Origin of the sequence: Christiangramia echinicola DSM 19838, assembly GCF_000423065.1 — a bacterium.
GTDB classification, from domain to species: Bacteria; Bacteroidota; Bacteroidia; order Flavobacteriales; family Flavobacteriaceae; genus Christiangramia; species Christiangramia echinicola.
The window spans coordinates 170,805-183,946 of record NZ_AUHG01000012.1 but is presented as its reverse complement, the minus strand read 5'-3'; the positions used below and the strand labels follow the sequence as shown (position 1 = coordinate 183,946).

10 protein-coding genes are annotated in these 13,142 nt (G+C 35.9%); 7 read left to right on the top strand and 3 right to left on the bottom strand.

The genetic code is table 11. The features are described 5' to 3' along the window. Positions 1-3: 3 nt before the first annotated feature. The 6 genes from G530_RS0110130 (at position 4) to cysM (ending at position 7,522) form a co-directional block, all read left to right on the top strand. Positions 4-753 (top strand): SDR family oxidoreductase, encoded by a 750-nt coding sequence (locus G530_RS0110130; protein WP_026934425.1) that lies wholly within the window; start codon positions 4-6, stop codon positions 751-753. 132 nt (positions 754-885) lie between these two features. After that, the gene (locus G530_RS0110125; protein WP_240472148.1) at positions 886-3,129 is read left to right on the top strand and encodes an FUSC family protein; all 2,244 of its coding nucleotides are present in this window, start codon (positions 886-888) and stop codon (positions 3,127-3,129) included. Continuing rightward, positions 3,130-3,642 carry a DUF6155 family protein gene (locus tag G530_RS0110120; protein ID WP_026934423.1) on the top strand — a complete coding sequence of 171 codons (513 nt, stop codon included), beginning with the start codon at positions 3,130-3,132 and terminating at the stop codon, positions 3,640-3,642. Between the two features lie 8 nt (positions 3,643-3,650). Then, the gene (locus G530_RS0110115; protein WP_026934422.1) at positions 3,651-5,525 is read left to right on the top strand and encodes a T9SS type B sorting domain-containing protein; all 1,875 of its coding nucleotides are present in this window, start codon (positions 3,651-3,653) and stop codon (positions 5,523-5,525) included. A gap of 324 nt (positions 5,526-5,849) precedes the next feature. Beyond that, entirely contained in the window at positions 5,850-6,641 is a 792-nt protein-coding gene (gene epsC, locus G530_RS0110105; RefSeq protein WP_026934421.1) for a serine O-acetyltransferase EpsC, read from the top strand. Then, positions 6,638-7,522, top strand: a complete 885-nt coding sequence (gene cysM, locus G530_RS0110100) for a cysteine synthase CysM (RefSeq protein ID WP_026934420.1) — start codon at positions 6,638-6,640, stop codon at positions 7,520-7,522. Before epsC ends, cysM begins: the two co-directional genes overlap by 4 nt. Before the next feature lie 145 nt (positions 7,523-7,667). On the opposite strand, the gene G530_RS0110095 is transcribed toward cysM, so the two are convergent. Together G530_RS0110095 and G530_RS0110090 are read right to left on the bottom strand one after the other, a co-directional pair. Then, positions 7,668-8,228, bottom strand: coding sequence for a hypothetical protein (locus tag G530_RS0110095; RefSeq protein WP_026934419.1), 561 nt, complete (start codon positions 8,226-8,228; stop codon positions 7,668-7,670). Positions 8,229-8,323: 95 nt separating this feature from the next. Next, a complete protein-coding gene (locus tag G530_RS0110090; protein ID WP_240472147.1) occupies positions 8,324-9,004 on the bottom strand; it encodes a Crp/Fnr family transcriptional regulator in 681 nt (226 codons plus the stop codon). A 255-nt stretch (positions 9,005-9,259) separates the two neighbouring features. On the opposite strand from G530_RS0110090, the gene G530_RS0110085 reads away from it, so the two are divergent. After that, on the top strand, positions 9,260-10,774 hold the full coding sequence (locus G530_RS0110085; RefSeq protein WP_026934417.1) for a DEAD/DEAH box helicase: 1,515 nt from the start codon (positions 9,260-9,262) through the stop codon (positions 10,772-10,774). On the opposite strand, the gene G530_RS0110080 is transcribed toward G530_RS0110085, so the two are convergent. Then, positions 10,771-13,068 carry a penicillin-binding protein 1A gene (locus tag G530_RS0110080; protein WP_026934416.1) on the bottom strand — a complete coding sequence of 766 codons (2,298 nt, stop codon included), beginning with the start codon at positions 13,066-13,068 and terminating at the stop codon, positions 10,771-10,773. The two genes, G530_RS0110085 and G530_RS0110080, sit on opposite strands and share 4 nt — an antisense overlap. Between the last annotated feature and the right edge of the window lie 74 nt (positions 13,069-13,142).

Genomic DNA, 13,142 nt, shown 5'->3' with positions numbered 1-13,142 from the left:
GATATGAGTTTGAAAGGGAAAACGGTAATTATTACTGGCGCATCAAGTGGTATTGGTGAAGCTACCGCAATGAAACTTGCAAAGGAAGGTGCAAATGTGGTACTTACTGCAAGAAGTGAAGATGAATTGAATAAACTTCAGTCGAAGATCGAAAAAGAAAATGGTGGTAAAGCGATTGTAGTTCCAGCTGATGTAACCAAAAAAGAAGATCTGAAAAAAGTTGCTGAAAAAACCAGGGAAGAATTTGGTAGCATCGATGGTCTAGTGAACAATGCAGGATTAATGCCATTATCTTATGTAAAGAATCTACATACAGATGAATGGGATAAAATGGTAGATGTCAATATAAAAGGTGTGCTAAATGGAGTTGCGGCAGTTCTTCCAACGATGATGGAACAAAAGAGTGGTAATATTATAAATATTTCCTCTAGTGCAGGTAGAAAAATGTATCCCGGTGGCGCTGTATATTGTGCTACAAAATCTGCGGTGAGAATGTTTTCTGAAGGCCTAAGACAGGAACTTGCTCCTAATTTCAATATAAATGTGACCTCTATAGAACCCGGTTTTGTTGATACGGCACTTACCGATACGATCACAGATGAGGAGATCAAGGAAGGACTACTTTCTAACTTCAAAGAAATGACACCGCTAGAGGCTGAGGATATTGCGGAAGCTATTTTTTATTCTATGTCTCAACCAAAAAGAGCGAATATCAATGATGTTTATATCATGCCAACTGAGCAACAACAATAAAAAATTGATGTCTAAAATTGAAGGTCCGGCTTTTCCGGACCTTTTTTATTTATTATAACTCCTGATAATAGAAGGAATGCTACCTTAATCTGGACATAAAGCTTTATTTTCAAGGCCTGAAACGAACACGAATTGACAATTAAATTAGGCAAATACCGTAATGATTTTATAAAGTTTTTGAGAAGTACAGATTTCTCAAAGGCCATCGTGTTAACTATTGCGATCGTTATTCCTATTGGTATATTTTCAAAGTTTGGAACCCTTGAAATCGGGGTTAGCCTGGCTATGGGTTGTTTACTGTCTTCTCCCAGCGATGTGCCGGGTAGCTTCAAGCATAAAATATATGGAATTCTTTCTGCGGCTCTACTGGGAGCTGTTTCATTTTGTATAGCCGGGTATTCTGAAAAAAGTATATGGACAATCATACCTATGTTGGGTATAATGATGTTTTCAATTTCATACTTGTCGGTATATGGATTCAGGGCTTCTTTGGTGACTTTTTCAGGTTTACTTGCGGTTGTTCTGAGTTTCGCGAATTTATCTTCTGAATTAGAGATCTGGCAAAAATCCTTATTAATTGGAGCAGGAGGAATCTGGTATTTAATTGTTAGTATTGGCTGGTATTTACTAAAGCCTGAAAGAGCTACCGAACAATTAATTGCCGAAACCATGGAGTTAACGGCAGATTACCTCAGACTTAGGGTTCAATTATTTAAACCTGAATCTGATGTAAAGGAAATTCAGAAAGAACTTTTTCAGAAGCAAAGTGATCTAAATGAGCATCATGAAAGCTTAAGAGAGATACTTATTTCTTCCAGACAATCTTCTGGAAGCTCAGGATATGGAAGAAAGAGACTTTTGATCTTTATCGATCTGGTAGATATGCTTGAGTTGGCCATGGCAAACCCTATAGATCATAAAAACCTGGAATCGAATTTTAAAGAGGATAAAGATGTTTTAAAAGTATTCGCAGATTTTAGTTTAAAAATGGCGTCTCAATTAGAAATTATTGCACTTTCTCTACTTAAGAACTCAGAAATTCCTGAAAACAAAATTCCAAAAGCTATCGCTTCTATAGATGAGGCTTTAAAGAACTTTAGGAATAATATAAATATGGGGCAGAGGCGTGAAGAAATGATCATGCTGCGAAATCTCTACGATTACCAGACAAAACAGGCTCAAAAGATCAATAATATCGATAGGATCTTAAGGAATATTGAGGGCAAAAGAAAACTTTTTGTAAAAGAAAAAGAGGTTCAGAAATTTATCACCCAGCAGGAATATAGCTTTAAAGCGCTCATCAATAACCTGAATTCTGCATCTGCTATCTTCAGACATTCATTAAGGCTGGCCATAGTAGTACTAGTTGGTTATATCATTGGGAACTATTTTTCTGTTCAAAATTCATACTGGATATTACTGACTATAGTTGTTATAATGAGACCTAATTATGGTTTAACCAAACAGCGCACCAGGAAGCGTATTGTAGGTACTCTTATTGGCGGTGCAATAGCAGTTGGTATTGTTTTTATAACACAAAACACCACCGTTTATGCGGTTTTAGGAATTTTGTCCTTGACCCTGGCTTTTTCATTGATCCAAAGGAACTACACTACCGCTGCCATATTTATTACTCTAAGTATCATTTTTATTTATGCCTTATTACAACCTGAAGTCCTAAACGTGATTCAATTCAGGATCGTAGACACTTTGATTGGAGCAGGTTTAGCTGCCTTCGGAAATTTATTATTATGGCCAAAATGGGAATCTCAAAACCTTAAAAATGTTATAGCAGAATCAATCAAGGCAAATATTAACTACCTGGAAGAAATAGATAGTTATTACCATGAAAAGAATTCATTACCAGTTTCGTATAAGCTATCCAGGAAAAAAGCATTTTTAGATATGGGAGCTTTGAGTGGTGCTTTTCAACGTATGACCCAGGAACCTAAATCCAAACAAAAACAACTGGGGCTTATCTATGAGATCGTAGGATTAAATCATACATTTTTATCTGCTCTGGCCTCTTTGGGAACTTATATTAGAACTCATCCAACCACCAGTGCATCAAATGATTTTGAGGTTTATACTAATGGTATAATTTTAAATCTTCAAAACTGCGTTAACCTTCTGGAAAATAAAGAATTGATTGAGAATACATCTAAGGAAATTTCCCTGGCCGCTAAGTCACTTCATGAGAAATTTTATAAACTTGCGCAGCAGAGGGATTTGGAGATAAAGGCAGGAAAAAATCAGATAGATAAAGATATGAGGTTTAAGTTACAGGAAGCACATCTGGTTAGCGGACAGCTGGAATGGTTGCTGGATATATCTGAAAAACTTCAGGTAAATGTGAGCAAATTAAATAAGCCGTAAATGAGTAAACGAGCATTAAAGAAATATATAGGATCTTTAGAAAAGGAAGATCTGGAAGAGCAAATCCTGGATCTTTATACCCGTTTTGATGATGTCAAGACCTTCTACAACTTCGTATTCAATCCTAATGAAGACAAACTGGTTAAAGAAGCGAAATTTAAAATATCCAAGGAATATTTTCCTCCTAACAATAGGAGACCAAAAACTAGAAGATCTGTAGCTCACAAGCTAATAAAACACTTTTTGAAGTTAGAGGTGGAATCTCATTCCCTGGCAGATGTTATGTTCTATAATATAGAGATAGCTCAAACTTATTCCAGAGATAAAGAGAATATTACGGAGTCGTTTCAAAAAAGTATTTTTAAATCTTTTGAACAGGCTGTAAATTTCGTGATTGATAAAGGAATTTCTGCCGATTTCATAAACAGAATTCATAAAATTACGGAGGAAACAGAGGAACAGAAGTGGAGCAATTTTTATCAATTTGATCAATTAAACGACCGTTTCCTTTAAAATTTAGAATGAAGTATTTTTTTGCCTTGATATTCTTTTTTCTCTTTAGCTCCATTCATGCTCAACTGGGTTTTTGTGAAGGAAGTAAAGGAGATCCCATTTTTCACGAGGATTTTGGTCAGGGCTCTGGAACCGGAAGCCAACTTGCACCAGGAATTACTAATTATAATTTTGTTAGGCAGGATCCGCATGATGGTGAATATACCATTTCTAATACAATAGGAAATCAAATTACTTCATGGCATCGAGATTTACCAGCCACTAACATTTCCGGAGGAAAGGCACTTATTGTAAATGCCGATTTTACAGCTGGTAGATTTTACAGGAAAGAGGTTGCAGGCCTTTGCGAAAACACGACCTACGAGTTTTCAGCCTTTTTAATGAATATATATGATCGCGACAGTAATGTATGCGAAGGAGGAGGAATACCAAATAATGTTCGTTTTGAAATTTGGGATGAAACCGATTCATTTTTAATAAAAGAAGGTGACACACCTTCTATCCCGTCTACGTCTAATCCAGAATGGAAACAATTTGCCCTTACTTTTAGATCTGAGCCAGGACAGGGTGCGGTGATACTAAAAATGTTCAACAATGGTGATGGAGGCTGCGGAAATGATCTGGCTATAGATGATATTATATTCAGGTCCTGTGGAGATCTTACAACAATTTCCACAGAGGGAAATTCAGGGAATATTTTTAAGGTATGTGAAGAGAACACCCCCATAAGACTGGAATTAGAAGCTAATGCAGATAGTTCTGTCTATGATCAACAATTTTACCAGTGGCAGATAAGTACGAATTCTGAGAACTGGGACGATATTCCAGGAGCCAATACCAGTACCTATCAAACTTCTCTAATAGACGAATCAGTTTATTTTAGAGTGAAAGTGGCTGAGGATGTAATTAATCTTACCAGTAATGTATGCAGCTCTGCTTCTGAACCGTTCAAGGTTGATATTATTAAAACTCCAGATGCACCTCAAAGCAATGGAGATCTAACAATTTGCCAGAATGATCCTGCGCCTGTTCTAAGGGTTACCGTTGCCAGTAATGAAACAGTGAACTGGTATGATGAGGAGACAGGGGGTAATTTACTTGTAGAGAACAGCAGTACTTATTTACCGCAAGTTGGCGGCACTTACTATGCCGAAGCTGTGAATACAGACTTAAATTGTAATCCTGGACCTCGAACTTCGGTTACACTAACTATAAATAGGATACCTACTCTACAGGATGAAAACTTAAGCATTTGTCCAGATTCTAATTTGAATTTAAGTGCTGGTGTAGATGGATATGATTATGTATGGAGTAGCGGTGAAACAACAGAAACTATTGCTATCAATTCACCAGGCAATTATTCAGTAGATGTCATTTCAGAACAGGCTTGTATTGCAACTAAAAAATTCACTGTTTCTTTGGTTGAAAATGCAGAAATAGAAGAGGTTGTATCTAATGGCAGTAACGTAGAAATAGTGGCAAGGGCAGAAGGAGTTTTTCAATATTCTCTGGATGGGATCAATTATCAGCAATCTCCAATTTTCTTTTCGGTACCTGGAGGAATTTATTTGGCTTATATCAAAGATTCTGAAGATTGCAAGATAGACATCTTAGAATTTGCACATGTTGTGATCCCAGAAATGATCACCCCGAACAATGATGGTTATAATGACAGGTTTGAACTAAAAGGAATTGAATTTTTCGAAAGTTCAGAAATTCAGATCTTCAATCGCTACGGCAAACTTATAAAATCCGGTGAAGGAAGCAGTTTCAATTGGGAAGGCAGATTAAATGGAATGAACCTACCAGCTGATGATTACTGGTATCGAATTAAAATCAAAGGTTTCAATGATAAAACGGGTCATTTCAGCTTAATTAGATAATCTTTTAAATAATAAAGCCATCCTTGAGAGATGGCCTGCAAACAAACCAGTTTTTAAACAAGAATTACTTCTTTGGTTTGGCTTGTGGTTTCGATTTTGGAGCTTGCTTTTGCGGGCTCTTTGAATCTTTTTTAGGACTTTTTTCCTGTGCCATTTTATAATGATTTAGTACACTAATTTACTTCAGAAAACATCAGCTGATTTTCACCTTAATAAATTTTTAACTATAAAAACTAATCGTTGAGAATTCCTTTATTTAACTGTGGTCATAGAATTTTTGGGTTCATTCTAAATGAGTAAATTTGAAGGTCTAATTATGTTGCAATGGAAATGGAAAAAATAATTGCTCAGATCGAGAATCAGAAGACCCTTCCTAATCTCAATTTGAGTATTAAAAGTAAAACCGAAGCATTTACTCACAAACTTTTTTATACCCTATTTGATAAACAAACTCCTGTGAAGGACAATCTCATGGAATTGGGAATGGATTTTGAAGTTCTCGCAAAATTAGTTTGCTGGGAACCCGGTTCACCATGTCAGGATATTTGGAGTGAATATCTGCAAATGCTTCCAGGTATTCTGGAAAAACTTAATTTAGATGCACAGGCTATCGCAAAGAGCGACCCGGCAGCGAATTCTGTAGAGGAAGTGTATCTATCGTATCCTGGTTTTTATGCTATTGCTACATATAGGCTAAGCCATGAATTATATAAATTTGGTTTACCACTTGTGCCCCGTCTTATGACCGAATGTGCTCATAGCACAACAGGTACAGATATAAATCCAGGTGCAACAATTGGTAATTCCTTTTTTATAGATCACGCAACAGGAGTGGTGATAGGAGAAACAGCGGTGATAGAAGATAATGTGAAAATATATCAGGGAGTTACTTTAGGAGCGCTAACTGTGAACCGGACATTGAGAAATATAAAGCGACACCCAACTATTAAAAGCAATGTTACTATTTACGCAAATGCTACAATTCTAGGAGGTGAAACAATAATTGGAGAAAATAGTGTTATTGGCGGGAACGTCTGGTTAACAAAGTCTGTTCCTGAAAATTCCATGGTTTCTCATACGCCTCAAATAAGTATCAAAAATGCCATAGACAAATGAACGATTCAATATTAGATTTAGTAGGGAATACTCCGCTGGTTAAAGCAACACGAGTATTTAATAAACCAGGAGTAGATCTATACTTTAAACTTGAAGGCCAGAATCCTGGAGGAAGTGTAAAAGACAGGGCTGCCTATAATATGATTAAAAGTGCGCTGGACCGTGGTGATATAGATAAGAAAACAAAACTTATCGAAGCTACTAGTGGTAATACCGGTATAGCCCTGGCTATGATCGCAGGTATTTTTGGACTTGATATAGAATTGGTAATGCCAGAGAATTCTACTATAGAACGAGTACAAACAATGAAAGCCTATGGAGCTAAGGTTATCTTAACCAGTGCAGATGATGGAATAGAAGGATCCAGAGATTATGCTGAAGATAAAATGAAGTCTGGGGACTATTTTATGCTGAATCAATTCGGGAATGATGATAACTGGAGAGCCCATTACAAAACTACTGGTCCCGAAATCTGGAATGATACAGATAAAAAGATCACCCATTTTGTTTCTTCTATGGGAACTACCGGGACTATAATGGGAACAAGTACATTTTTAAAAGAGAAAAATAAGGATATCCAGATCGTAGGGGTGCAACCTACAGATGATTCTCGCATACCAGGAATAAGAAAATGGCCAGAAGCTTATTTGCCAAAGATTTTTAAGCCTGAGAAAGTTGATAAGGTTATTGAAGTTAGCGAGAAAGAAGCAATAAAAATGAGCAGACGACTTGCTGAAGAAGAAGGTATCTTTGCCGGCATGAGTAGTGGAGGAGCTGCAGCTGCTGCGATTAGATTATGTAATAAATTAGAATCTGGACTGGTAGTAAGTATTATTTGTGATAGGGGAGACCGGTATCTGTCTTCAGAATTATTTGAATAATAAAAAGGCTGTTCGAAAGATTAGCGTTAACTCTGTGTGATTTAGTGATCTGAGAGATCAACCATTTATTAACTACTATTATTACATTTTAACATTCTGTCTTATGAGATCTAGACAGCGCTAAAGTTTCGTACAGCCTCAAAATTTAAAACTTCTCTATAGTCGCTACTCCGGTTACAGAACTACGTGCAGGAGTAATCTTAATTTTTTCACGTTTATTGTCTTTTTCCAAATAAACAACATACTTCTCGTGATCTATATTAGATTCCTTACCGTAAGCGATATATTTATCTTTGGTAATAGTCCAACCTTTATAACCTGCATAGACTTGATTTCTTACATCAAAAGGTAATGGCACATTATGAAATTTTTGATAGGTTTTCATTAGTTCATTATCTTCATTGTAAACTGCACTTAATTGTCCGTTTGAGCTGGTAACAGTTATATGTATATTACCATCTTCGTTTCCAGACTCTTTTCGAAATCTGTTTAAATCAAAATTTTCATGGATGAAGGCGATTGCATTAGACTGAAACTGCCTTTGGTAATTTTCCTTTACCTTGATAATCCCATTTGCATAGTTTTCGAATACAATTTCACCGGTGGGTTCAAAATTTACCTGAGTTTCCTCTAGTTGAATTACATTCTGGGAGTTAGCGGTGAATACCCAGCTTAGTACTAAAATTAATGTGATGATTTTTCTCATGACTTTTAAGATTAAATGAATGAAAATTTTTGGAATGAGCTTACAATGTACTTCTTAAAAGACTGAACACAAACTACTTACGTAGCACAGTATTGTTATTTATTGTTTCTGTTTTGTTTTTCTAATTCTTTAATTAATAGTGATATATCCCTTATTTCAAGCTGATTTCGGGCCATATCGATTGATCCACTCTGCTTAAGTATTTGAAGATGTCTATTAACTACGGCTCTGGTGGAGCCAATAAGGTTAGCTATCTCTTTGTTAGGTAAATCATTAATAAGTTCCAGTTTTTTAGATTTACTATTCACATTTTCCAGAAGCAGTTTTAGTAGACGTGTAGAAATGTTTGTAAATATTAGTTGTGAGACATTTGATTCTAAGGCTCGCATCATCTTACCGGCATAAGAAAGGAAATGTTGATATTGATGCGGATTTTTATTTAACCACTCCCGTAGTTTATCCATAGGTATAGCCAGAACATTAATATTATCCAGGCACTCATAATATACCCGATGTTTAGAGCCATCAAACAAACAGAAAAGATCAAAAACATCAGATTTTTTTAGAAGGAATAAAGTATGTTCCTTTTCACTGAATTCGTCCACATTATACATCTTGATCCTGCCAGAGGTAATGATATAGAAATGAAAAAGAAATTTTTGATGATTGATGATACAGGAATTCTTACTCCATTTTTCTTCATGAAAATCTTCCAGTAATTCAATCCACTGGGTTTCACTTAGATCATTAAATAATTCGCAATTATTTAATGCCAACTGGTATTTGGAAAATAAGTTTTCTGCAGGGATCAAACCACCGGGATTTTTGGATTAAAATAAAAACCGGGGGATATGTGACACAGCTATTTTTTCAGAAGTTGAAAAAATTATAATAGTAAAAATGATAATTTCAAAATTACAATATTTTAAAGGAAACTAATTTATTTTTAATGCTTCTTATTCCTTAATTAATTTTTGAGTAAAGCTTCAAATGCCTTATTTTTGCAAAATTGCTTACTTATAAAGGAATCTATGGCGTTAGAAACATTTGGTATTGAAAAGAAGAAAGTAGACAAGAAGTTATATGACTATCAGCAGAAAGACATAAATAAAATTTTCGGGGTTATAGAAGAGCATCCCGAGAACTACAATCTTCTTTATCAGCTACCTACAGGAGGTGGGAAAACCGTGATATTTTCTCAAATGACGAGAGAATATATCCAGAGGACCAATAAAAAAGTGCTAATCCTAACCCATAGGATAGAGCTATGTAAGCAAACGTCTAAAATGCTATCAGGCTTTGGTGTTCGTAACAAGATCATTAATAGTAAAGTAAAGGAACTACCAGATCAGGATGAATACATGTGCTTCGTTGCCATGGTAGAGACCCTGAATAATCGTTTAAACGATGAAAAACTGGATATTAAAGATATAGGACTTGTCATTATCGATGAGGCTCATTATAATTCCTTTAGAAAATTATTCAAGTTTTTCGAAAAATGTTTTATTCTTGGAGTTACTGCTACTCCTTTAAGTTCCAATATTAAACTTCCTATGAAGGATAATTACAGGGAACTAATTGTAGGTGACTCCATCAATTCTCTAATAGATAAAGGCTTCCTTGCGAAAGCGAATATCTTCAGCTATAATGTGGGGCTTACTAATCTTAAAGTAGGTATGAATGGGGATTATACAGTAAAGTCTTCTGAAGAGCTCTACTCTAATTATAGTATGCAGGAAAAACTACTGCTGGCCTATCATGAAAGATCCAGAGGGAAGAAAACTCTGATATTCAATAATGGAATTAATACGTCCGTAGAAGTTTATCACACTTTTAAAAGTGCAGGTTTACCAATTAGACATTTAGATAATACAACAAGTAAGCAAGATCGTAAAGATATTCTAAAGTGGTTTAAGCATACTCCAGATGCTATCGTTACTTCGGTAAGTATTTTAACTACTGGATTTGATGAACCAACAGTAGAAACTATAATCCTAAATCGTGCTACTAAGTCCCTGACCCTTTACTTCCAGATGATTGGTCGTGGTTCTCGTGTGCTTAAGGATAAAAGCGAATTCAATGTAATAGACCTAGGGAATAACATGGCCAGGTTTGGACATTGGAGTACTCCTGTAGACTGGAAACAGATCTTTAGATCACCAGACTTTTATTTCGAGAATCTACTTAGTGACGAGGAAATTGAAAGAGATTTTCAATACCAGATGCCACCAGAAGTTCGTGAGCAATTCTCAAAGACTGAAGATGTTACCTTTGATGTAGAGGCAGCATATGATATAGTCATCAAAAAAGGCCTTAAATCTAAGGCTGTTTTAGAATGGTCTATGGAGCAACACGTCAAGATGTGTGTAGAGAATAGCGAAGATGTATTCGACGCCAGGATACTTGCCAAGGAGCTTAAGGATGATATATCTTCCCGTATACGCCAGTATTCTTACTGTATAAGTAAGAGTACTAAGAATTACAGAGACTGGCTGGAAGAGGATTATTCCCGTAAATTAAGAATGGCAATTAATAAGGAGTTTTAATTATCATTTTCTTTTTTACCGAATAGACGTTTGAAGAATCCTTTTTTCTTCTTTTCGTCTTTATTCCTTTTTTGATCTTTACTCTTTCCAGAGAACAGGCGTTCAAAGAAATTATCTCGTTCCTGTGGAGGGCATTGCATCATTTCAGCGAGATCTGCCGATAGTGGCTCAAACCTCGCATTAGTGATATTATTAAATCCTGGATCTGCATTCATTTTTTGCATCAGCTTTGCGAAGATTGGTAAAGCTGAATTCGCTCCCTGGCCAATACCTGTATTTCTAAATCCAATTCTGTGGTCATCTGCTCCAACCCAGGTAACACAGACTAATTCCGGTGTTATTCCTACGAACCAACCATCTTTATTATTCTGAGTAGTTCCGGTTTTTCCGGCAATATCATTTTTAAGTCCATATTTATAACGCAATCTGGTTGCAGTACCTTCATTTACGGTGGCCTGCATCATATTGATCATAATCTTCCTGGTTTCTTCTGAAAATGCTTTATTTGGTGAAACTTCAGGTTTAAATTCAGCAAGGAGATTTCCATTACCATCTTCAATCTTAGTAATGTAATATGGTTTTGAATAATGACCTTTATTCACGTAACTCGTATATGCTGAAGTAAGTTCACTAAGATTCAATGAAGCAGTACCTAAAGCAATAGACGGAACCTCAGGAAGATCAGACTCAATTCCCATATTGTGGGCTTGTTCTACTACATTCCCGATTCCGGTTTCCATGAGCACCTTAACCGCAATTGTATTCATGGAATTACTTAAAGCAGCTTTAAGGTTATAATTCATATTTGGATCATCACCTTCTGAAGACGAATTTGAAGGTGTCCATCCATCTTCATAGGTTACTTCACGAACCGAGAAGTAGGAGCAGGGGTCAATCCCGTTCTCCAGAGCGGCGGTATAGACAATTGGCTTAAATGTAGAGCCTACCTGTCTTTTACTTTGGGCCACATGATCATATTTAAAGAACCTGAAATCTACTCCGCCAACCCAGGCCTGTACACCACCATTTTCAGGGTTTACGGCTAGCAATCCAGAATTCAGGAACTTAAGATAATGGGAAATACTATCAATTGTGCTAACATTTTTTGTTTCCATTCCCTCATAACTAAATAATTCTGTGGGATGCTTTTGTTCTAATTTCTTTAGTATTTTAGATTCACTTAAGCCTTCTTTCTGAAGTGATTGATATCTGCCAGATTTCTTAATGGCATCATTTAGGATCTTCTTATTTCGAATCCAGGGAGCGTAATTCCCATAAGACTTTTCGTGCTCCAATTGTAATTCAGACATATGCTCCAGCATTGCTTCTTCAGCTAATTGCTGCATATCATAATTTAAGGTAGTATGCACTATGAGTCCGTCGCGATAAATATTGTATTTCTCACCATCCTTATTCTTTAAGGTATCCAGAACCTTGCTTACATCTTTTCTAACCTGTTCTCTAAAATATGGTGCAATGCCTTTATCATGACTATAACTTTTATAATCCAGGATGAGCGGGGTAAGTTTTAAATCTTCAGCCTCTTCCATAGAAAGATAATTATTCCTGGCCATTTGCATTAGAACCACATCTCGTCTTAATCTACTGCGTTCAGGAAATATTCGGGGATTATAATAATGACTTGCCTTGAGCATTCCTACCAGGACTGCCGATTCTTCCAGGCTTAATTCTGAAGTATGTTTATTGAAGAATTTTAGCGACGCACTTTCAATACCATAAGTATTATCACTAAAAGGAACTGTATTAAAATATAGTTCTATGATCTCATCTTTAGAATAGATGTTTTCAAGTCTTTTAGCAATAACTGCTTCCTGCATTTTATTGATCACGATCCCGAACATCCCAAAATCTCTACGCCCATAAATGTTCTTTGCTAATTGTAGAGTAATTGTACTACCTCCACCTGCCGACTCATCCTGTAGAAGAATAGATTTAAAGAATACTCTTAGCAGACTTCTATTGTCTATCCCATCATGCTCGTAAAACCTGGCATCTTCAGTTGCAATTAAAGCTTCAATAAGATGTTCAGGAAATTGTTCGAAATCTATAGGCTGCCTGTCAAATACATAGAATTTACCAATGAGTTTTCCATTAGAGGCAAGTACTTGTGTGGCCTTGTTTTGTTGAAGTTCTGTAAGTTCTTTGGAGCTTGGGATCTTGCCCCATAGCCCAAAATAAATACTTCCAAAAAATAAAAAGAAGAGGGTAATTAAACTTAAGATTACAATTATTGCCCACTTTAACCTGGGATGTCTTTTTATTCTTGCTAACATTTGTTTAGGGTAAATGCTGCAAATAAACATAATGTTTGCTCCTGCAGGCTAATTTTAAGCTTATTTTAATGCTT